The organism is Paenibacillus senegalensis JC66 (assembly GCF_000285515.1).
GTDB classification, from domain to species: Bacteria; Bacillota; Bacilli; order Paenibacillales; family NBRC-103111; genus Paenibacillus_L; species Paenibacillus_L senegalensis.
On the sequence record NZ_HE610959.1, the window covers coordinates 551,614 to 573,801 of the forward strand.

General features: G+C 48.2%; 23 protein-coding genes. 1 reads left to right on the forward strand and 22 read right to left on the reverse strand.

Going from position 1 to position 22,188, the window contains the following annotated elements; all coding sequences use genetic code 11:
- Positions 1–3: 3 nt before the first annotated feature.
- Together PSHG_RS14560 and lpdA are read right to left on the reverse strand one after the other, a co-directional pair.
- Positions 4–1,017, reverse strand: coding sequence for a thiamine pyrophosphate-dependent dehydrogenase E1 component subunit alpha (locus PSHG_RS14560; RefSeq protein WP_010274018.1), 1,014 nt, complete (start codon positions 1,015–1,017; stop codon positions 4–6).
- A gap of 154 nt (positions 1,018–1,171) precedes the next feature.
- Positions 1,172–2,593 (reverse strand): dihydrolipoyl dehydrogenase, encoded by a 1,422-nt coding sequence (gene lpdA, locus PSHG_RS14565; protein ID WP_010274020.1) that lies wholly within the window; start codon positions 2,591–2,593, stop codon positions 1,172–1,174.
- A 260-nt stretch (positions 2,594–2,853) separates the two neighbouring features.
- Between lpdA and PSHG_RS14570 the strand changes: the two genes are divergently transcribed.
- Positions 2,854–3,141, forward strand: a complete 288-nt coding sequence (locus PSHG_RS14570; protein ID WP_010274022.1) for a DUF2627 domain-containing protein — start codon at positions 2,854–2,856, stop codon at positions 3,139–3,141.
- Positions 3,142–3,399: 258 nt separating this feature from the next.
- On the opposite strand, the gene spo0A is transcribed toward PSHG_RS14570, so the two are convergent.
- The 20 genes from spo0A to spoIIIAF all read right to left on the reverse strand — a co-directional run bounded on the left by spo0A (position 3,400) and on the right by spoIIIAF (position 22,188).
- Positions 3,400–4,203: a sporulation transcription factor Spo0A gene (gene spo0A / locus PSHG_RS14575; protein ID WP_010274024.1), complete on the reverse strand. Its 804-nt coding sequence runs from the start codon at positions 4,201–4,203 to the stop codon at positions 3,400–3,402.
- Between the two features lie 235 nt (positions 4,204–4,438).
- Positions 4,439–5,776, reverse strand: a complete 1,338-nt coding sequence (gene spoIVB / locus PSHG_RS14580) for a SpoIVB peptidase (RefSeq protein WP_010274026.1) — start codon at positions 5,774–5,776, stop codon at positions 4,439–4,441.
- A 120-nt stretch (positions 5,777–5,896) separates the two neighbouring features.
- A complete protein-coding gene (gene recN / locus PSHG_RS14585) occupies positions 5,897–7,642 on the reverse strand; it encodes a DNA repair protein RecN (protein ID WP_010274027.1) in 1,746 nt (581 codons plus the stop codon).
- Positions 7,643–7,664: 22 nt separating this feature from the next.
- Entirely contained in the window at positions 7,665–8,114 is a 450-nt protein-coding gene (gene ahrC, locus PSHG_RS14590) for a transcriptional regulator AhrC/ArgR (RefSeq protein ID WP_010274028.1), read from the reverse strand.
- A gap of 6 nt (positions 8,115–8,120) precedes the next feature.
- Complete coding sequence (locus tag PSHG_RS14595) at positions 8,121–8,591, reverse strand: hypothetical protein (RefSeq protein WP_010274029.1); 471 nt, start codon at positions 8,589–8,591, stop codon at positions 8,121–8,123.
- 65 nt (positions 8,592–8,656) lie between these two features.
- Positions 8,657–9,502 (reverse strand): TlyA family RNA methyltransferase, encoded by an 846-nt coding sequence (locus PSHG_RS14600; protein WP_010274031.1) that lies wholly within the window; start codon positions 9,500–9,502, stop codon positions 8,657–8,659.
- A 17-nt stretch (positions 9,503–9,519) separates the two neighbouring features.
- Positions 9,520–11,427: a 1-deoxy-D-xylulose-5-phosphate synthase gene (dxs, locus tag PSHG_RS14605; protein ID WP_010274032.1), complete on the reverse strand. Its 1,908-nt coding sequence runs from the start codon at positions 11,425–11,427 to the stop codon at positions 9,520–9,522.
- Positions 11,428–11,684: 257 nt separating this feature from the next.
- The gene (locus PSHG_RS14610) at positions 11,685–12,590 is read right to left on the reverse strand and encodes a polyprenyl synthetase family protein (RefSeq protein ID WP_010274035.1); all 906 of its coding nucleotides are present in this window, start codon (positions 12,588–12,590) and stop codon (positions 11,685–11,687) included.
- Complete coding sequence (xseB, locus tag PSHG_RS14615) at positions 12,587–12,841, reverse strand: exodeoxyribonuclease VII small subunit (RefSeq protein ID WP_010274037.1); 255 nt, start codon at positions 12,839–12,841, stop codon at positions 12,587–12,589. Before xseB ends, PSHG_RS14610 begins: the two co-directional genes overlap by 4 nt.
- Positions 12,816–14,192, reverse strand: coding sequence for an exodeoxyribonuclease VII large subunit (gene xseA, locus PSHG_RS14620; RefSeq protein ID WP_010274038.1), 1,377 nt, complete (start codon positions 14,190–14,192; stop codon positions 12,816–12,818). Before xseA ends, xseB begins: the two co-directional genes overlap by 26 nt.
- A gap of 3 nt (positions 14,193–14,195) precedes the next feature.
- On the reverse strand, positions 14,196–15,059 hold the full coding sequence (gene folD, locus PSHG_RS14625) for a bifunctional methylenetetrahydrofolate dehydrogenase/methenyltetrahydrofolate cyclohydrolase FolD (RefSeq protein WP_010274039.1): 864 nt from the start codon (positions 15,057–15,059) through the stop codon (positions 14,196–14,198).
- 160 nt (positions 15,060–15,219) lie between these two features.
- On the reverse strand, positions 15,220–15,669 hold the full coding sequence (gene nusB, locus PSHG_RS14630) for a transcription antitermination factor NusB (protein ID WP_010274041.1): 450 nt from the start codon (positions 15,667–15,669) through the stop codon (positions 15,220–15,222).
- A gap of 194 nt (positions 15,670–15,863) precedes the next feature.
- Complete coding sequence (locus tag PSHG_RS14635; RefSeq protein ID WP_010274043.1) at positions 15,864–16,097, reverse strand: DUF2273 domain-containing protein; 234 nt, start codon at positions 16,095–16,097, stop codon at positions 15,864–15,866.
- 13 nt (positions 16,098–16,110) lie between these two features.
- On the reverse strand, positions 16,111–16,671 hold the full coding sequence (gene amaP / locus PSHG_RS14640; RefSeq protein WP_010274046.1) for an alkaline shock response membrane anchor protein AmaP: 561 nt from the start codon (positions 16,669–16,671) through the stop codon (positions 16,111–16,113).
- Between the two features lie 229 nt (positions 16,672–16,900).
- Positions 16,901–17,311, reverse strand: a complete 411-nt coding sequence (locus tag PSHG_RS14645) for an Asp23/Gls24 family envelope stress response protein (RefSeq protein WP_010274048.1) — start codon at positions 17,309–17,311, stop codon at positions 16,901–16,903.
- A gap of 135 nt (positions 17,312–17,446) precedes the next feature.
- Complete coding sequence (accC, locus tag PSHG_RS14650) at positions 17,447–18,790, reverse strand: acetyl-CoA carboxylase biotin carboxylase subunit (RefSeq protein ID WP_010274050.1); 1,344 nt, start codon at positions 18,788–18,790, stop codon at positions 17,447–17,449.
- A gap of 59 nt (positions 18,791–18,849) precedes the next feature.
- Entirely contained in the window at positions 18,850–19,329 is a 480-nt protein-coding gene (gene accB / locus PSHG_RS14655; protein ID WP_010274052.1) for an acetyl-CoA carboxylase biotin carboxyl carrier protein, read from the reverse strand.
- A gap of 211 nt (positions 19,330–19,540) precedes the next feature.
- Complete coding sequence (locus PSHG_RS14660) at positions 19,541–20,191, reverse strand: SpoIIIAH-like family protein (RefSeq protein WP_010274054.1); 651 nt, start codon at positions 20,189–20,191, stop codon at positions 19,541–19,543.
- Positions 20,192–20,757: 566 nt separating this feature from the next.
- Entirely contained in the window at positions 20,758–21,387 is a 630-nt protein-coding gene (gene spoIIIAG / locus PSHG_RS14665) for a stage III sporulation protein AG (protein ID WP_010274056.1), read from the reverse strand.
- 51 nt (positions 21,388–21,438) lie between these two features.
- Positions 21,439–22,188 carry a stage III sporulation protein AF gene (gene spoIIIAF, locus PSHG_RS14670; RefSeq protein ID WP_010274058.1) on the reverse strand — a complete coding sequence of 250 codons (750 nt, stop codon included), beginning with the start codon at positions 22,186–22,188 and terminating at the stop codon, positions 21,439–21,441.

The following is a 22,188-nucleotide window of genomic DNA, read 5'->3' on the forward strand; positions in this document are numbered from 1 at the left end:
TCCCTAATCCTCCTTCACAGGCTGAGCGTATACATAATTCATTAAATCCTGCGGTTCCGGATAAGGCTGACGGTCAGCATATTCCGTTGCATCCTTGATCTGGGCGGCAAGCTCTTCGTGAAGCCTGGCGTCCTGCTCCTCGCCCCACAGGCCGCATTCGATCAGGTACGATTTGAAGCGGACAATACCATCCTTCGCTTTGTGATGCTCGACTTCTTCCTTAGTTCTATACATCATATCGTTATCCGCAGTTGAATGCGGAGATATCCGGTACATCATCGCCTCGATCAGTGTCGGTCCTTCTCCGCGAACGGCCCGCTCCCTGGCTTCCTTGACCGTACGATAAACCTCCAGTGCGTTATTGCCATCTACGCGGACGCCTTTGAACCCGTAGCCAATAGCACGGTCGACAACGTTGCCTGCCACCTGCTTTTTCAGCGGCACAGAAATCGCATACTGATTATTCTCACACATCAGAATAACCGGGAGATTGTGAACACCGGCGAAATTACAGCCTTCATGGAAATCCCCCTGATTGCTTGAGCCTTCGCCGAACGTAACAAAAGAAACAAAGTCCTGCCGTTTCATCTTGGCTGCCAAAGCAAAGCCTACTGCGTGAGGAACCTGAGTAGTGACGGGACTTGAGCCCGTCACTATGCGCAGCTTCTTATGACTGAAGTGCCCTGGCATTTGCCGGCCTCCGCTATTAGGATCCTCCGCCCGGGCAAAATTGGACAGCATCAACTCGCGCAGCGTCATCCCCACGGAAAGAACAAAGCCGTAATCGCGATAATAAGGCAAAAAATAATCCTTATCCCGGTCCAAGGCAAACGCAGCAGCCACCTGGGCAGTTTCCTGACCGATGCCTGAAACGTGAAAAGCAACCTTCCCGGCACGCTGAAGCAGCAAGCAGCGCTCATCAAATTTGCGGGCTGCTAGCATATTTGTATACATCTTAATCGCATCTTCATCAGTTAATCCTAAAGAACGGTGTTCCATTAATTGGCCGACGGACATAAGTACCGACCTCCTTGGTTTCCTATTGCAGTATATGCCAGGGGCATAAAATTTAATACCTGGTCTTAAGACTTGCCATTAGTCTTATCATAGCATAGATGAACCCTGTAAAGATAGAGGTCTTTCTGCTCGACTATAAAACACCGCCAATATATTACGAGCTCATCGATTTGCCCTGCACGGCAAGCATCGCCTCGCCTATTATTTCCGAGGCTGAAGGGTGCGGATGGATGGTCATTGACATCTCCCAGGGAGTGGCGTCCAGCAGCTGCGCCAGCGCCGCTTCCGAGATCAAATCGGTGGCATGATGGCCGATAAGATGAAGGCCAAGCAAATCTCCGCTGTCCTTATCGGCGATCACCTTGGCAAACCCTTCGGGCTCGCCTGAAATTACCGCCTTGCCGATCGCCCGGAAGGGAACTTTTGCGATTTGAACCGATATCCCCTGCTCTCGAGCCTGCTTTTCTGTAAAGCCTATACTGGCGCTTTCCGGGCGAGCATAGGTGCATCTTGGTATTTGATGCGGAGGATAATGATGCGGCTTCTGACCGACAATATGATCGACAGCTGCAATGCCTTCATAGCTTGCTGAGTGAGCAAGCTGAACTCCCCCTATACAGTCGCCTATAGCATAGATGTGCGATTCTGCTGTCTGCAGATTGGCATTGACCTTAACGAATCCGTTAGCCAGCTTAACATCTGTATTTTCCAGACCAAGCTGATCCAAATTTGCTTCACGGCCTACAGAAATAAGCATTTTTTCCGCTTTCAGCTCTATCGTTTCCTCATTGCGGCTGGCTGATAAGGATACCTGTCCTTTTTCGGTATTGATGGAATGCGTATCTATCCGGGTATCCGTGAGCACTTGTATGCCCCGTTTACTGAACTCCTTCTGCAGCTCTTTGGAAATGTCCTCATCCTCCAGCGCCAGCAAACGGCTCTCTGTCTCCACGATCGTTACTTCCACACCGAAGTCATGCAGCAGTGAAGCCCATTCAACTCCGATCACGCCGCCACCGACAATAATGACTGATCGCGGAAGCTCATTCCAATGCACCGCATGATCGCTTGTGGAGATCGTCTCACCGTTCGCCTCCAAACCGGGGAGCAGACGCGGCTTCGAGCCTGTGGCGATAATCAAATGTCCAGGTTCTACTGTTATAGTCTCTCCGTCCTCCTGCTCGACTGCAACGGTTCCGCTTTTGGGTGAAAAAATCGAGGGAGGCACGATTCTCCCATTCCCATTAAGTACATCGATTTTATTCTTCTTCATCAAATACTGCACACCTTTGTACAGCTGCTCGACGATATCATTTTTTCTTGCCAGCACTTTTTCATAATTCAAGCCGACTTCTCCAACCGTGATGCCATAAGTATCACCTTCTTTGAGCCTGGCGTACAATTCGGCGCTTTTCAGCAGAGCCTTGCTCGGTATGCATCCCCTGTGAAGACATGTGCCGCCCAGCTTGTCCCGCTCTACTATAGCAACCGATTTTCCAAATTGAGCGGCCCGAATTGCTGCGGAATAACCGCCAATGCCGCCGCCCAGTACAACAATATCGTAAGATTTGGACATGATTTACCTCCTTGCTGACCGTTACCTCATGGCCTATCATCATGCAAAATTAAGTTTTGTTATGAACAGCAAATCCCTTCTATTGTACTCTTTTTCCTGCCGGGAAAAATAGTGAATTTGAAATATTCGTGGACAAGCTTTCTTTTTTTCCCGAGGATTTGTATGATGATAGATAAGCATTTTGCATAATTGATATCCAATTATGTAAATTGCCTGCTCAGAAATACGCGGATATAACCGGAATCAGGAGAGATGTGCTCATGAGATTATTGATCTCCCGCATGATCGCTGCGCTGCTGCTTGCCGTACCAGGAATAGCGGCGACTTACGGATTTATTACTATGAAAGACGCATTTTTAAGCCAATGGCAGCCGGATCAATCCTTTCAATGGCTTCGATTTTTGCTCGGCTTTGTTCTTTTTTTTGGCGGTGTCGCCTTTATTGCAGGATGGATCTTCTACAGAGACCGCAAGCGGAATTATGTCGCTCCCCGTTTTAAGGAAAAGAAAGCGCGACCCCGCCCGCGTCCTACCCCTCCTACGGAATGAACGAGCTGTTTCCTAACGCCAAGTTTGCAGAGTGGTTCCCCTTTTAGCTGCTGCTCCCGAGTATATGAACAGAATAATGGGCAAATAAAAATGAACTAGCATAATTAAGACGACCTTTAAGGTTCGTCTTTTTTTCACTTTATGGGGGCTGTTATAATAATACCGCTTATTCAAGGCTTCTAAACCTCTGAATAAGCGGTATAGTGACATTGGCTTCCATTATTCCTCAGGTGTCTGCTCCTGCTGAGGCTTACCCTTTCACGAAACCTTGTGTTCAATTCTTAGCTTGTCCGCCACCATAGCAATAAATTCTGAGTTGGTAGGCTTCGCTTTTGATATGTTTATCGTATACCCGAACAAATGACTGATGGAATCGATGTTGCCGCGCGTCCAGGCTACCTCAATAGCATGGCGGATCGCACGCTCGACACGGGATGGCGTCGTCTTGTAACGTTCAGCAATCGCCGGATAAAGCGTTTTCGTGATGGCTCCCAGAATTTCTATGTTGTTATAGACAATCGTTATCGCTTCACGTAAGTATTGATATCCCTTAATATGAGCGGGTACGCCAATCTCATGAATAATGCTTGTTATGTTAGCATCCAAATTACGGCTTTTGTTCATAGGGACTACATTCGGTTTGGACGGAGTGTTCGCCGTGGAGGATGTGACCGCTTGACCATTGCCAACCAATTGACGAATCCGGTTCGTGAGAACCTCCATATCAAACGGTTTTAAGATGTAATAAGAGGCCCCGAGCTGCACTGCTTTTTGCGTAATTGTCTCTTGTCCGAATGCGGTTAACATTATAATTTTGGGTGCCGGGGATAAATTCAGCTCACGCAGCTTTTCCAGCACACCTAATCCGTCCAGGTGAGGCATAATGATATCCAGAATGAGAACATCAGGAACTTTATTCTGCTCCTCTATAAGACGAAGCACTTCATTACCATTATAGGCGACACCAGTTACTTCCATGTCCCCTTGATTATCGATAAATTCGGATAGCAGGTTCGTAAATTCCCGGTTGTCATCGGCCAACAGAACTTCAATCTTGTGCAAGATCTTATCCTCCTCATAACTAAATGGATTTGCTAAATTTTCCATATAAACATTTCGACACTACCAATTGTTTTCCTGCTGTCGATATTTATTTTTCTTTCATTTTTTTCTCTTTTGCATTATAATAAATATTTTCATTCATTTCTCCCGCTAATTCGTCATGATTTTACAAATTTAGCTTTTTTTATACTTTCTAAATGAAACAGGAGCGCCTGCTGACAGGCACTCCCGCATGTTAACTTGCTTGCTGCTGAGAAGCAGAGCCGGCAGATGGTTTAACCAAAACCCCTGCATCCTGCAGCATCCATTCGATAAAACATCCATAACCGGAGCTCGGATCATTCACAAATACATGAGTTACGGCACCGATCATTTTACCGTTCTGAATAATGGGGCTGCCGCTCATGCCTTGAACGATACCGCCTGTTTTTTCAAGCAGTCTCGGGTCGGTAATTTTGATTACCATCCCTTTGGTTGCAGGATAATCCTGCTTGGTTACGTGGGCAATTTCGATATCGTATTTTTCTACTTTCTGGCCATTGACCACGGTGTAAATCTCTGCTGGTCCTTCCTTGACCTCATCGGCGAAAGCGACCGGGATCGGCTGGCTGGTCATGCCATAATCGGGATTGTCCACCATTTTGCCAAAAATTCCAAAGGGTGTGTTTTTCTCAATCGTGCCAATTCTTTTGCTTTCTTTAAAAAAATGTGCCCGCTTCTCTCCAGGCTCGCCATTTTGGCTTTTGGAGATCGACGTAACGTTCGAATGTACAATTTCACCGCCACCGACCTCAATCGGGGTCTGGGTATCCATGTCTGTGATCACATGACCCAATGCGCCATATACCCCTTGATCTGGTGCATAAAAAGTAAGTGTGCCTACGCCCGCAGCGGAATCGCGAATATAAAGCCCGAGCCGATAAGTTTTGTCCATGTAATCATAAGCTGGCTGCAGCTCAAGCTCCATGATTTCATTCTGGCGCTTGACCGTTAATTGAAGAGGCTGCTTGGACTCTCCGGATTTTGCGACCCACTCTGCCACCTTAGACACGTCCTTGACCGGAGTACCGTTAATTTTCATGATCAAATCACCGACCTGGATTTTGGCTAATTCACCCGGAGATACTTTTTCATTTTCCGAAACAGACACCAAGTGATGACCAACAACCAGTATACCCGATGACTTCAGCTTGACACCGATGGTCTGGCCGCCGGGAATGACCTTCAAATCCGGTACGACATTGACTTTGACGGTCTTTAACGGAATTTTGCCGAACAGCTTGAGCTGCATTTCGGTTTGCCCTGCCCGCTCGGAATGAAGAGTGAAGGGCTCCTTCAAATTCAACTCAAAAGAAGGACGGGAAGAGCCGTTGACCTTCACCACTTCCGGGTCCTTAACGTTCACTTGCGCATAAACCGGCATCGTTAAAGCGAGCTGCTTGTCCTGACCCGAGAAGAAATTCAGCTCGTTCGGAAAAGCGGCGTAGCTTTGGAATGGTGCGGAAATACTGAATAAAGCAATTAAAAAGACAAGAAGCAATCCAAACCATCTTGTTTTGTTGCTGGGGTACAAACACACCACGCTCCCTTACTTCTGCTGGCCTGACGAGTGATGTCGTCAAAAGCGTACCTATAAGTTAACCCCAGCCAAATCGTTTTATAACTGTAAATGATGCCACGGCAGACAAGGAAATTAAAGGTTTGATGCTGTTTGGGCTGATTTGAAACGGGCAGCCATTCTTAGCATTTCCTTGGCATGATGAAGGGTTGTTTCCGTTACTTCCACCCCGCCGAGCATTCTGGACAGCTCCCTGGCCCGATCCTCTTCATCCAGATCTTGTACACGCGTAAACGTTCTCTTCTTGTCCACTTCCTTATAAATAAGAAAATGTGCGTCAGCCATACAGGCGACCTGGGGTAAATGGGTAATCGAGAAAACTTGACAAGATGCTGACAGCAGCGACATTTTTTCGGCAATCGCCTGAGCTGCCCGACCGCTGACTCCCGTATCCACTTCATCGAACACAAGCACCGGGATCCGGTCAAGCTTCGAGAAAATGGCCTTCATGGCCAGCATAATGCGTGACAGCTCACCGCCTGATGCTATTTTGCCCAACGGTCTTAGCGGTTCCCCCGGATTCGCTGAAATCATAAATTCCACTTGATCAATGCCCGAGGATGTGAAAGCATAATCAGGATCATGGTGCTCAGAGAAGCCCCCTTGTCCAGACCACCTTTCAATATGCACGGCAAAGCGAGTTCTCTCCATGTGCAGGTCTTTAAGCTCATTCTCAATCGATACCGCCAGCTTCTTGGCCGTCTTCATTCGAAGTCTGGAAAGCTCTTGTGCATATACGACCAATCTCTCCCGTTCAGCCTCGGCTTCCTGCTGAAGCTTGCTTACACTTTCCTCTTCGTTCTCGAGAAGGGCGAGCTCTGCGGATATCCGCTCATGATAGCTAATAATTTCGCCGAGCGTCTGCCCGTATTTTCTCCTTAAGGAGCTTATGAGATCCAATCGCTGCTCTATCTCATCAAGCCGTTCCGGGTTAAATTCAATTTGCTCACGGTAATCCCTTAACTGATGGGCCGCATCTTCCAGCTGATAATAAGCGTTGCGCAGCTGCTCTAATAGAGGCTGCAGCGACACCCTGTCAACATGGACCATTTCCTCCAGCTTCTGTTCAGCCTTCCCGATTTCGTGCACCGCATTGCCGCTGCCGTACAAGGCCTCATAAGCAGAAGACACCGCCTCTGTCAATTTCTCTGCATTTCCTAGCTTGCGCTTTTCTTCCAATAACCATTCATCTTCTCCCGCTTTTAATTGGGCCGCAGCAATCTCTTCTACTTGAAATCGGTAAAGATCCTGCATCTGAATAGCTTGTCTGGCGGAATCCATCAGCTGCTTGATTTCTTTATTCAGCTGCTTGAATTTACGGTAGCTTTCTGTATAGCGCTGTTTGGCAGAATGCAAAGCGGGGCCTCCGAACAAGTCAAGCCATTGAATATGCCGCTCAGCCTTTAGCAAAGATTGGTGCTCATGCTGTCCATGAATATTGATCAGCCATTCCCCTACTTCACGGAGCATAGAAAGGTTGACCAGCTGTCCATTGATCCGGCTGATGCTCTTTCCTTGGCTGGAAACCTCTCTGCGAATAATCAAGTGCTCTTCCTCATGAGTATCAATCCCCAGGCGGTCCAATGTCTCCCACACAGGATGCCCTGGCGCAAATTCAAATAACGCCTCGATCTCCGCTTTTTCACTACCATGACGCACCAAATCAGAGGCGCCTCGTCCTCCTGCAATTAAACTCATAGCATCGATAATGATGGACTTACCTGCCCCGGTTTCCCCAGTTAGCACATGGAAGCCCTGACGAAAGGTCAGCCGAACGGACTCCACAACAGCAAGATTGCGTATAGACAGTTCAAGCAACATCATGATTCCCCCTGCCCCGCGATTATGAAATCATTCCTACAATTTGATTAACAACTGCCTGGCTTTCTTCTTTGCTGCGGCAAATAATGAGGATTGTATCATCTCCGCAGATCGTTCCCATCACTTCGCCCCACTCCAGATGATCGATGATCGAACCGATCGTATTGGCTGTCCCCGGCATGCATTTGACCACAATCAAGTTATCGGTATAATCAATAGACACAAAATGGTCGGTTAATGCCCTTTTTAAACGCACTTGATGATTGAAGCTTTTTTCCGTTGGTACCGAGTATTTATAACGGCCGTCTTCCAGTGGCGTCTTAATTAGCTGCAGCTCTTTAATATCTCTAGAAACAGTAGCCTGGGTCACGGGGAAGCCCGATTCACGCAGAGCAAACACCAAATCATCCTGGGTCTCAATTTCCCGGGAGGACAGTATTTCTCTAATTTTAATGTGGCGTTGGCCTTTCATGTTCGCTTAATCTCCTTCTACCTCAAAATAGATTTTTTTTATCGTTTGGGTTAGCGGATCTACGTACAATACTCCCTCTATTTCCAAAAATAAAAGCGGATAAACCATCATTTTGTCGCGAAGCTGGCTTCCGGTCATTTCCAAAGGCTGTCTGGATTTGGCGATTTTGACTGCGTACAGCTTTTCCTCATGATCCCTTACAAAATGATCAACAAATAACCGGCTCTGGTATTCTTCTTCATCGTTGACAATAAACTTCAGGTTGATTTTTCTTTTAACCGTCATTACTTCATAGCCTGAACTTTCCAGCAAACGCACCGCTTCGGTGACGGGAATTTCATCATCCACTTCTATCTCTGATCTATTCGGCTGATCATCTTCATCTTCTTTAGTCAGCCATTTGCGCAGTCCTTTAACAAGCAAATAAACGACCAACAGTAAAATGATAATAAATACATAGCGATCACTGCCTGTCATTGGTTCACCCCGTCTACCTCTTCTTCGTCAAGTGCGGCAAATCCTCTTTCTGCACAAAAAACCCATCATTTGGATGGGTTCTCCATATGCACAGCTACAGCTTCTGCGGTGACCTGCTCTATCCAGTTGTCTGCATCATGCGGAGGCTTGATGTCATTCAACGCCATATCCGTTTTTTGCCAGCAGGCTAAAAATTCAATATTGCCTTCTCCCCCTGTAATCGGAGAATAAGTCAGCCCCCGTAAACGGAGACCTAATTGTTGCGCAAAGGATAGTATCGCGGCGAGCACTTCCCGGTGTACTTCAATATCGCGTACGACGCCGGATTTCCCAATCTTATCTCGCCCAGCCTCAAACTGGGGCTTAATCAAGGCGACGATCAGACCATCCTCCTGCAGCAAAGGGATGAGGGGAGGCAGTATCAGCTTTAAGGAAATAAAGGAGACATCGATCGCCGCAAAATCAGCATCAGGACCCTGCAGATCCTCCGGACGCAAATATCGGAAATTGGTTCGTTCCATGACCTTGACTCGAGGGTCGTTACGCAGTGACCAATCCAGTTGGTTGTAGCCTACATCAATCGCGTAAACGTAACGAGCTCCGTTCTGTAACGCGCAGTCCGTAAATCCCCCAGTCGAGGCTCCAATATCGAGCATCACCTTTTCCTTGAGATCAAGGGAGAAAAAGTGAATGGCCTTCTCCAGTTTTAATCCGCCGCGGCCCACATAAGGATGGGGGGCACCTTTAACGTTAAAGCGGGTATCCCGTGGACATTTCATACCAGCCTTCTCTATTCTTTCCGTACCGACATACACCACTCCGGCCATAATCGCGGCTTTCGCTTTTTCCCGGCTGGCAAAATGCCCCTGCTCCACCAACAAAACATCGACTCTTTCTTTCTCTGACCCCATTGGACACTCCTGTCGCCTTAAGCTCTCACTTTCTTGCTTCGCGGAAGCATAGTCTGAATTTGCATCGCTAAATTCTCTGCCGTTAATCCAACCTCTGCCCGCTGTTCTCCAATACTTCCATGCTCGACAAAATAGTCTGGAATACCAATCGGCTTAATCTGCATGCCGTACATACCACCTAGAGCGTAATATTCCATCACTGCACTGCCGAATCCGCCCATCACTGCTCCTTCCTCCAGCGTAATGACACTTAAGCCTTCCTTGAACAGCTGCTCAAGCATAGCTTCGTCCAGCGGCTTAATAAATCTTGCATTGATGACGCGAATATGAATGCCCTGCGGTTTAAGCAGATCCGCTGCCTGTTCTGCCAGGGCAACCATAGGCCCTACCGCGAGCACCGCGTAGCCTGTACCTTCCCGCGTCACTTCCCAGGACCCAATCGGAATTGGCGTGAATGTCTCATCCAATTTAACTCCTGTTCCGTTAATTCTCGGATAACGTACCGCTATCGGTCCTTCATTATAATCCAACGCGGTTTTGAGCATATGTCTAAGCTCATTTTCATTGTGCGGCATCATAATGACCATGTTCGGAATGCTTCTCAGGAAAGCTATGTCATAGACGCCTTGATGCGTTTCTCCGTCAGGACCTACAAATCCGGCACGGTCAATAGCAAATACAACATTCAGATTCTGGCGGCAAATATCATGAACCACCTGGTCATAGGCTCTCTGCAAGAAGGTCGAATAAACCGCAAATACCGGCTTCATGCCTTCACCTGCAAGCGCCCCGCACAACGTAGCTGCATGCTGTTCAGCAATGCCGACATCGAGCATGCGATCCGGGAAATGCTCCGCGAATTTAAGCAGCCCTGAACCCGGTGCCATTGCCGGAGTAACAGCAACGATACGCGGATCATTCTGGGCCAATTCAATTAGAGTATTACCGAATATCTCGGTATACATAGGCGGCCCGACCGATTTAAGCATTTTGCCCGACTCAATTTTGTAAGAGCTTGCACCATGCCAATTCTGTGAATCGGCTTCCGCTGGCTGATATCCTTTGCCTTTAACGGTAACAACATGAATGAGGGCAGGCCCATCCACTCTATCCGCCTGCTGAAAAGCATCCAGAAGAAGCGGAATATTATGCCCATCTATAGGTCCAATGTAAGTAAAGCCCAGTTCCTCGAAGAATACTCCGGATACTACAAGATATTTCAAGCTATCCTTCAGCTTCTCAGCTGTTTTAGCCAAAGAGTCGCCGATCGCCGGGATTTTCTTCAGCAGATGCTCGACCTCTTCCTTGGCTTTCTTGTAATGCTTATCCGATCGCAATTTGCTCAAATAATTGTGAATAGCTCCAACGTTAGGGGCTATAGACATTTCGTTATCGTTCAGCACAACCGTCATTTTCTTCTTTTCGTGACCGATGTGGTTCATCGCCTCCAGCGCCATACCTCCGGTCATGGCGCCATCACCGATTACCGCTACGATACGATAATCGTCCTTTTGCAGATCACGAGCAACCGCCATCCCCATGGCCGCAGATAAGGAGGTGCTGCTATGACCTGCCTCCCATACGTCATGCTCACTTTCCGATTTTTTCACGAAGCCGCATAGTCCTTTATACTTTCTCAGGGTATGGAACAGATGCTTGCGTCCTGTCAAAATTTTGTGTACGTACGATTGATGCCCCACGTCGAATATAAATTTATCACGGGGGCTGTCATACCTATAGTGCATTGCAAGAGTCAGCTCTACGACACCCAGATTAGGGGCGAGATGACCACCGGTAACTGAAAGCTTCTCGACAAGAAACTTACGGATATCCTCAGCAAGCACTTCCAACTCTTCTATCGATAATCGCTTCAGGTCTTCGGGCTGATTGATACGTTCAAGCACATGCATTCCCTCGCTTCCCATTGACTGCATAGTCTCCTCGATAAATGTTTTGATAAGGGAACGGTGAGGGCAGTCTGCCCTGGCCTGTACACCCATGAATTCCATTGAGTAGGCCGCTGCAGCTATCCTTGCTATGTACAAATATCGTAAGCAAGATTAACAGCCAGCTAGGAATGGAATAGAGCAAATTAGCCTGAAAGGCACCGTTCGTTCGTGCCAATAGTCATTGCTTATCATTATAGCACAGCATTCAAAATGAACTCAACGAATCGCGTTCCTCAATAATCCCTGTCCATCATATAGTCTGCCAATTCCAGAAGTCTCTGCGGAAAAGGAAAATGCGCTTGGTTTATCGCTTGTTTGCCCGCTTCTGTATGCTCCCGCACCAGCTTTTTGGATTCCTCGAGGCCGATAAAATAAGGGTAGGTCACTTTTTGCTGTTTTTCATCGCTTTTTACAGGCTTTCCAAGTTTTTGTTCATCACCTGTAATATCCAAGATATCATCCAATATTTGAAATGCCATGCCGATAGAGCGTCCGAATTTCTCAAGCGCCTTCATCTGCTCTTCGTTAGCATTTGCTAAACGGCCGCCAGCCTTGACACTAAATACAATCAAATCACCGGTTTTGTGCGTATGAATGTATTGCAGCTCTTCGAGCCGGGTAATCCCCTGCTCTCCCACCATATCAGCCACTTGGCCGCCAACCATCCCTCTAGCACCGGCGAATTCAGCAAAGTCACGAATCAGGGCGAGCCCTTGCTCGGGAGCGATACCGCTTCTCAGGCATGCATCAGAAGCCACATAAAAAGCATGTGTCAGCAGCGCATCACCAGCAAGAATCGCCATGGCTTCCCCATGTACCTTATGGTTAGTTGGCATTCCTCTGCGGAAGTCATCATTGTCCAGGGCAGGAAGATCATCATGAATCAGGGAATACGTATGGACCATTTCTACAGCGCAAGCAATCGGCAAAGCCGCTTCCCGGTTACCGCCAAGGGATTCAGCTGCAGCCAATACCAGAATAGGGCGTAAACGCTTGCCCCCTGCATGCAAGGAATACGCCATAGCTTCCTTCAGCGGCTGGGGAACGTCCCAGGCAGAGGGCAGGAAGTGCCGCAACTGTTCTTCCACGAACCGCGCTTCATTTTGTATATAGTCTTTTATTGTCATTGCTTGTGTCAAATTGACTCACCCTCATCCGTTTCGGCTAGAAAAGGCTTTTTGCTGAACGTACCGTTTTCCTCCAGCAGCAGCTCAATTTTACCTTCTATTTGATCCAGCTTATGACCACATAATTGCGAAAGCTCCATGCCTTCCTGAAACAATTCAATTGCTTTTTCCAATGGAACGTCTCCGGTTTCCAGGCGGGAGACTATTTGCTCCAGCTTGTCCATCGCCTGCTCAAAACTAAGCTCTGTTTTTTCTGCTGTCATTCTGTTCATCCTCCTCCATTCCCCAAATCTGACAATTCAGCTTGCCATCAGTCAGCTTGACTTTAAGCAAATCCCCCGGCTGAACCTGCTCAATAGAATTGATCAGCCTTTGTTCCTCCGCATCATAGACCAAGCTATATCCCCGCTGCATGATCTTCAAAGGGCTTAACGAGTCCAAATGGCGAATCTGCGAGGAAAACTCGCTGCGCTTCATCTTCATGACTGTCTTCATCGCTTGAATCAGCTGGCGGCTGGAACCCTCTACTCTCTTGCGGGAAAAGGCGGCTTGCTGCTTCGGATTATGAGCCCCCAAATTCCGTTCGGCTTTAATTAGCCTTTGCTTCTCGGCAGAGAGCTTGCTCTGTATTCGGTAGGCCAGCTGCTCCTTGATCCGGTCCAGCCGCTGCTGCGGCTGCTGCAAATGCCTGTGAGGATTAGTCAGGCTAGGTGACTTTTGCAAACGCGCAAGGCGCATCCGCGAATCCTCCAGCATTTTGAACAGCCCCCGCTGCATCCGGGCCTTATACTGATTTAACTGCTGCTTCAACTCCAGAAAGTGAGGAACAGCCAGCTCAGCAGCAGCCGTTGGCGTTGCCGCCCGCAGATCCGCAACAAAGTCAGCTATGGTGTAGTCCGTCTCATGCCCGACAGCCGATATGACCGGGATCCGGGATGCGACTATACTGCGGGCGACCGCTTCTTCGTTAAACGCCCACAATTCTTCCAGCGATCCCCCTCCACGGCCGACGATCAGCACTTCCGCTTCCCCGTGACGATTCATCACTTCGATAGCTTTAACTATCGAGGGAGCCGCCTGCTTCCCCTGGACTAGTACAGGATAAAGCAATATGGGCACCCCCGGGAATCTTCGTTTAAGGGTGGTCAACACGTCTCGGACCGCCGCACCTGTCGGCGAAGTTATTACTCCGATAGTACGCGGAAAACGGGGAATCGGACGTTTGCGCGAAGCTGCAAACAAGCCTTCTTGCTCCAGTTTTTTCTTTAATTGCTCGAATGCCAGATACAGATTTCCTATGCCGTCAGGCTGCATTTGCTGGACATAGAACTGGTATTGCCCATCCCTTTCATAAATGGAGATACTTCCCCTGGCCAGCACCATCATACCTTCCTTAGGCAAAAAGCTCATACGCTGGTTGGCTGAGCTGAACATAATGCTTTTTACCCGGCTGTGCGCATCCTTTAACGTAAAATACATATGTCCGCTGGAATGGTGAGTAAAATTGGAAATCTCGCCCCTCACCCAAATATTTTGCAGGTGTATCTCATTCTCCAATGTGGATTTGATCTGACGAGTCAGGTCACGAACGGATATTACGGCTGCACGGTTCATTATTTACAGGGATCCCTTCCCGCTTGCCGCCCGGGCAGCCTGCACCGTGTTAGCCAGCAGCATCGTAATCGTCATCGGACCCACACACCCGGGGACAGGGGTAATTTTGCTCGCAACGGTTGCAGCATCCTCATAATCGACATCACCGACAAGCTGACCGCTCTCGAGACGATTGATTCCGACATCAATGACGACAGCCCCCGGTTTGATATGATTGGCTTTGATCATTTGAGCGCGGCCCACTCCGACAACCAGGATATCGGCCTGGCGCGTTATAGCTTCCATGTCAGGAGTGCGCGAGTGACAGATCGTAACAGTCGCGTGCTCTCTTAACAGGAGCATGGCCATAGGCTTGCCGACAATGTTGCTCCGGCCCACTACAACAGCGTGCTTGCCTGCTATTTCCGTGCCTGTCCGGCGCAGAATTTCAATGACTCCCGCAGGAGTACAAGGAAGAAGCGACGGCTTGCCAATCATCAAATTCCCAACATTAACCGGGTGAAAGCAATCCACATCCTTCAGAGGGGAGATCGCATCAATGACGGCATCTTCATCAATATGCTTCGGCAAAGGAAGCTGCACGAGAATTCCGTGAATCTCGTCATTCCGATTGAGCCGCTCGATCCATTGCAGCAGCTCTTCCTGCGTCGTTTCAGCAGGAAGCCGGTGTACTTCCGAATGAATCCCTACCTGCTCGCAAGCCTTTGCTTTATTGCGAACATAGACGGCCGACGCTGCGTCATCCCCAACCAGAATGACGGCAAGACCAGGCCGAATGCCCTCCGCAGTCAAAGAGCCGACTTCATGGGAGATTTGCTCCCTGAGCTCGGCAACAATTTGCTTTCCGTTAATTCTTTCCGCTGTCATACGGTTTCCTCCCATGATAAGCATTCCACTTTGGATTGGTTTACGATTTCTGTTAATACATCCAGTGTAACGTGATTAAATACCCCGTGTAAAGCAGCCGCTGCCAGATAACCCGACAAAGGCCGCCATATGGCGGCCCTTAATAAGCAATAGCCTGGCTCTACACTTGAGACTTCAGCTTTGCCAGCTCGAGGATCATTTTTCCCAATACTCCGTTGACGAATTTGCCGGATTCCTCGGTCCCAAAGTGTTTAGCCAGCTCAATGGCCTCATTGACGACGACCTTGGGCGGGACATCATCGCGATAGATCATTTCATACGTAGCCAGACGGAGCACTTCCCGGTCCACCCTGGACAGGCGCTCCATCGTATAGCCTTTAATGTATTGCTCCAACAACCGGTCGATCTCAGCGCGATGCTGGATTGTACCGGCTACCAGCTCTTCAACATAGCCCGGATGAATAACTTCATTCTTGACGTCAAGCTTGCCTTCGTTCTCGTGTTGAGCTTCGTCTATGACCATCTGGATTGCTTCTTGAGGAGAGACCTCGTTCATTTGCATTTGATATAAGCTTTGCAAGGCCAGCTCTCTGGCCAATCGGCGTTTCATTACTAGTTTCCTCCCGAGCCCTTGTTTATAATATTAAGCTTACCCTTAACCCGTTCACTTTCAAACCACCTGCTGGCGAACGGCATCATTTCTTAAGAAGCAGCGGATCTAACAAAGCCCTTCGAAGATGAAATAACCAGGTAAAAAAACCTGTAGAAGAGCAACTTCTAGCGGACCGTTGCCCTTTACAGGATTTATCTGAACATTCTCCATTTGTCGGTTAACCATTGCCAAAGACTGTCCGCCTGCTCCCGGCCTTCCAGTAGATCGGTTTTTTTACCCACATAATAACCGATGAAAACGATAAAAGCAAAGATTAACATGTCCCAAAATCCGAAAAACAAATAGACAATTCCCAGGAACAGGCCAGCAGACGTACCTATTACGGTACCGGGGTGTTTGTCCCATAATTGTTTGAAAAACATCATACAGGAACCCCCCTTATTCTACTCTGCTTTTGAACGTCGGAGAAGCCTGAACAATATTGGCCACATACACGGATACTACTGCCACGGGAATTCCGGTAATATCTTCTACAAACTCTTTAACAGAGCGCTGAATTTCCTCAGTCATCTCCGGAATGGAAGATTCCCCGTCAACAACCGTTCTCAGCTCAATCTCGATTCCGGAGGAATTCACCCTCACCCGGGCTTTTAAATCACGAACTCCACGGGTGCGATTAGCTGCTTTTAGCGCTAAGTTTTCTACGGTATCCAAAGAGATCTTAATATCCCCGTAATCGGTTCTTTGATCGATGGAAGCCGCGTGATCTTTACCCGGCCTCACCGAGATAATAAACAGTCTTAAGCTGATCAGTATAATCAAAAGCAGTGAAGTAATCGTAGCAGCAGCAGTCACATTGTGAGTATATACCTGCTGAATAAACTGTCTGGTAGTATCAAAAGGAATGACATTGAATGCTGCCAGCAGCATTACGCAAGCAGCAATAATAATCGCCAGGCTGAACAGAAACAACAGGAAGCGGTCAATAATTTTGGCCAATGCAGCTTGTCCCTCCTTCTAATGACCCGCAAAATCCAGGAAATAATGCCTCATCAGCGGCCTCGCCCATGACGCATCGATTCCCGGCAAACGGGGAGATAGTTGTTGATTCTATTAATCCTATAAACCAGAGCAGAACCTATGTACCTGATTCAAGGGCGGCTTGCGGATAATTATTCCTACAGCAAACCCCCTGCTGCGAGGGGGCTCTTCTTACGATAAGGCTCGGTTATTTTACCCGGTTGATAGCAGTTTCTTCTTCTACTACTTTCTCTGCGCCTTTGAAATGGACGTCATGAATATGAACATTCACTTCAATAACATCCAAACCGGTCATAGACTCGATAGCCTGCTTAACGTTCCGCTGAATCTCTCCGGCTACTTCCGGAATCTTGTTGCCGTAATGGATAATAATCGATACATCGATCGCTGCTTCCCGTTGACCTACTTCGACTTTAACTCCTTTGGAGAGGTTCTTTCTCCCCAGCAATTCGGCGATGCCGCCGGCAAAGCCTCCGCTCATACCTGCAACGCCTTCAACTTCAATAGTAGCCAAACCGGCAATCACTTCAATAACTTCCGGAGCTATCTGAATATTCCCCAAATCCGTTCTCTCGTAATCCGGAACAATTGTACTCATTAGCGCTTACCTCCTGATCAGCTTTCAGACCGAGTGGATAGAAAGAGTTCTGGCAAGGTCTGTCTTATTTAATTACTATACCATTGCTGAAAAAATATGACAAATAATTAGTCAAGCTTTCAGCGCAGGATAAAACTATACCTCGTATTCTTCCAAAAATTTAATATCGAAGGTTCCTTCTATGAACTTAGGATGATCCATTAATTTCATATGGAAAGGAATGGTCGTCTTAACCCCTTCAATAGAAAATTCGGATAAAGCCCGCTTCATGCGGCTAATCGCTTCTTCCCGCGTTTTCCCCCAGACGATCAGCTTGGCAATCATCGAGTCATAGTGCGGTGAAATGACATAGCCAGGGTATGCCGAGCTGTCAACCCGCACTCCAAGACCTCCGGCTGGGAGGTAAAAATCGATTTTGCCCGGGGAAGGCATGAAATTGCGATCGGGATCTTCCGCATTAATCCGGCATTCAATCGACCAGCCGTCAAATTCGACTTCATCCTGAGTTACGGACAGCGCCTGGCCTTCTGCCACGCAAATCATTTCCTTAATAATGTCCACCTTTGTGATCATCTCGGTTACCGGATGCTCAACCTGAATACGGGTGTTCATTTCCATGAAATAGAATTGACCGTCCTCGCCAAGAAGAAACTCCAATGTGCCTGCGCCTGAATAATTGACGGCCCGGGCCGCGCGCACCGCCGCCATCCCCATTCTTTCCCGAATTTCCGGAGTTAATACAGGGCAGGGAGCTTCCTCGACAAGCTTCTGCCTTCTGCGCTGCACAGAGCAATCCCTTTCTCCCAGGTGAACCACATTACCGTACTTGTCGGCAATTATTTGAACCTCAACATGCTTCATGCCGGTTAAATATTTCTCCAGGTAAACACCGGCGTTGCCGAAAGCTTTCTCCGCCTCCTGGCTCGCTGTTGTAATTTGTTTAATTAGCGACTCTTCATTCTCCGCCAGACGGATGCCCTTGCCGCCGCCTCCTGCCGTCGCTTTAATAATGACAGGATAGCCGATTTCACGGGCGATCCGCACAGCGTCCTCTATCTCGGTAATAAGACCATCGGAGCCTGGTATGACAGGCACTCCTGCTTCTTTCATCGTTTGCTTGGCTACGGCCTTATCCCCCATCTTGCTGATTGCTTCCGGGGAAGGTCCGATAAACGTAATTCCGCACCGTTCACAAATTTCTGCGAAATCGGCATTCTCCGCTAGAAAGCCGTACCCGGGATGAATGGCATCAGACTCCGTAATCGTAGCCACACTCATCAAATTAGTAAAATTCAAATAGCTATCCTTCGACAATGTAGGCCCGATGCAATAGGCTTCATCCGCCAGTCTTACATGCAGCGAATCCCGGTCTGCTTCGGAATAAACAGCTACCGTTTCCAATCCAAGCTCTTGACAAGCGCGGATAATCCGAACCGCGATTTCCCCCCGGTTGGCTATCAATACTTTCTGAAACTTCATTGACGTTCCTCCTGAAGGCCGCAGTTAAGTGGTTCATGCGGCTGATCTGTAGCTTGTAATTAATTCGGTTTCACCTTGAATAAAGGTTGGCCGAATTCGACGAGTTGTCCATTTTCTACCAGCACCTCAACAATTTCCCCTGTAACCTCCGCTGTAATTTCATTCATCAGCTTCATCGCTTCAACGATACAAACGGTAGTATCTTCCTGCACACTGCTGCCGACTTGCACATAAGGTGCGGCCTCAGGCGAAGGAGCTTTGTAGAATGTACCCACCATAGGGGAGACAATGGTATGTAAATTTGCGGCGTCCGGCCGTGCTGCAGAAGTTGCTGCAGCGGCTTCCTGAGGAGCCTGTGGGGCTGGCTGCGAAGCGATCAAGGGCTGCTGCTGGACAGCTGGTGTACTGACATAGACCGTCTCCGATTTCCCCGGCTTGCGAATAAACAGCTTGCTGCCTTCATTCTTGATTTCCAGCTCTTGTATAGTTGACTCATCGACCATCTTGATCAGTTCCTTGATTTCGCTTAAATTAAACATGTCACGGTTCACTCCTTACGGTTTATGCAAACATAAAAAGCGGGCAAAAGCTGCAGGAGCGTAAGCTCCTGTCCACTTTTAAGTAGCCGCAAAGCTTTGTACCGTTGTAATTATATCATAAACAAAAGAAATAGAAAGAGCCCAGTTTATCCGGGCTCTCGGGTCAGACTGCTGCGTTCGCCAGGAAGCTGCTTACCCGGCTGGAGACGCTTTACTGAATGACCTGAATCTGTAATTTCTCCGCGCCGATGTTCATTTCTTCCATGACCAGATCAGCTATGCTAACCGCTTCGCTTTTCTCCAGCTTGTCAGCCTGGACAACAACCTTCCATTTGTCATTTTCCTCGAGAACTACAGCTTGCGAATAGCTTTGGCTAAGAACTCCCTCAATATGGTCCAGCTTGGCAAGCGTAGTTTCCAGTTTTTGAAGCTGGTCATAAGCGCTGCCGATTTCTTCATCGCTCTTTTCCTGATTGACCGTGATGCTTCTCAGCTCATCCATTTGCCTGTAGAGTTCTTCCGCACGCTGGATGGCCATCGCTGCAAAATATTCTTCGCTGGTAGAATGCTGCTGATTTTCAAGCCGGCTGATAACTTCCTGATCCTCAGGAGTAAGCTCATTGGCGGCTTCTGCCCCAGTCTCTTCAGCACCAGTGTCAGCTCCTGCTCCAGTCTCTGCTTCTGCTCCACCTTCATGATCGTGGCCGATTACTTCGCTGCTTACGTTAATATCTTCGATAACCGTCCCATCCGCGTTCAGATCGAGCTGGTTGACATCTTCGGAGAACAAATAATACGCAGACAGGACAACCATTAAGCTAAGCATGGATACGAGCCAAATTGTTTGCCTTTTGGAATTCATTTGGGATACCTCCAAGTTTTTTTGATTAAATTTAAGAAATAAATTAGGAGAAAAAACTGCTTCGGAAGCATGGGCTTAAGTTTTTTGATGATTTTCTGTGAAAATAAAACGCCCCGCATGATGAGCAATTTCGTGTAATCGCATCTCAATCACATGATTTGTACGACATTTCGTCTGAAACACTGGCTGCAGCTCCTTAATAGCTCTTAAAGCCCTGCATTTGTACGATTTGTCATACAAATCTCCGGTAATGGCACCTAAATCGCATGCATTTGTACGATTTCTCATACAAATTGCTGGTCGCTTGCCTTAAATCCCCTGAATTTGTACGACGTTTCATACAAATCTTCGGAAATCGCACTTCAACCCCATGAATTTGTACGACATTTCGTACAAAGCACAGGCAACACGCCCGCGAACCCCGCCACCTTGGCCAACCTTGGTTATTCTTCATGCTGGAGTTGTGTCTGAGCCTTCAATGGCATGACTGTTTTCATTACATGACAAGAAAATTAGAGATAAAACTGCTTCGAAAGCGGACACTTGCGTTCTTACGATTTCGCAATCTATTGCTTTCTTGGAACGACCGAAATCCGGTTAGCCGGCACATCCAAGCCTCTTCCCACAGCTTCTAAGATCAGCTTTTTTACCGTTGCATTTTCTGCTCCATTCGCAACAACTACCACCCCCCGGATTTTTGGTTTAATGTATTTAAGCACGAGCGGAGATTCGCCGCCTGACTTCTGCTGCATAACCACTTCCCCGCTGCGTGTTATATCTGTCACATTACGATTGGAGCCGTTTTGGTCGCGCTCATTGGTGATCTGCTGTGATTCTCTGTTATTTTTTTCTACGGTTATTTCTTCGGTTGACTCAATCGTTACCAGCACTTCCACTTCACCTACACCGACAATTTTTTGCAGCAAATCTCGGAGCTGGGACTCATATGCTTCCTCGTATTCCCGGAACAACGATTTTTCCCCTTGTCCGAGATCGGCCAGAGCCTGTTGGCTGCTTTGTTCTGGAGGAGTAGTGCCTGCGGGGTCAACATCTTCTATGGACACAAAAGAGTTAATGATCATTAAAGCCAGCCCGATAAGCCCTATAATCAGCAGCCAGCGGAAGCTCTGCACCCTTTTGGGTCCTCCCGGCCCCCCGCTCACCCATTTCTCGATGGTTTCCCACAGCTTTCCCATAAGCACCTCTCCAGAATATTGGCTTCCTCTCTTAACAAACCAATTTAACGATTAGCGATTATCATGATCGAATGTTACCGTAATTCTCTCCGCTTCCACCTGCCAGGCAGAGCTGATGTAATGACTGGCCACCTCTCGCCGTGATTGCAATGAGGCGGAAGCAGCTATCTCGGCGTCAGACTCTAAGGAAGCGGAACTTCCTGCTGTGTCGATAGAGGCTTGCGCACGAGCTTCACTCCCGATTCTGATCGGCTCTACCGGCTGGATTGGCCGGATTGGCTCCATGTGGGCGATCGGTCTCTGCTGCTCTGTGCTTGCAGAGCTTGCGTTCCCATCAAATTCTTCAGCTACGACTGCAAGTACGGCCTGCACACTTGATATGTAAGGGTTGCCCTGCTCATCTTTTGTCGTACTCACCTCCAATTGGCGTACCGTCTCTCCGGTTGCTTGTGCCAGCTCCCTGCTTAACTGCTCGGCAAGCTGCTTCTCCACCAGCTGTTTCGCTTGCAGCTCGTTGTCACGAGCCAGCCGTTCACCCTGTTCATAAATTTCGGCTAAGGCCGGAATCGCCGTCCCGGGCCCTCTCTGATGCTGCTCGTCAATACTGGCTATCATTTGCTCCACTTCTTTGGGAGAATTCAGCAGTTGGATAATCGGTGAGAGCAGTATCAGAACGAGAAACAGGCTGACCACAAGCTTGACATACCGCTGCATCGCACTGTTTGGCAAGAGCAAGTCGACGAATGCCGCCAGCATAACAATGATAATGAGCTGTTTCAGCCAATCGCTGAGCCATTGCAT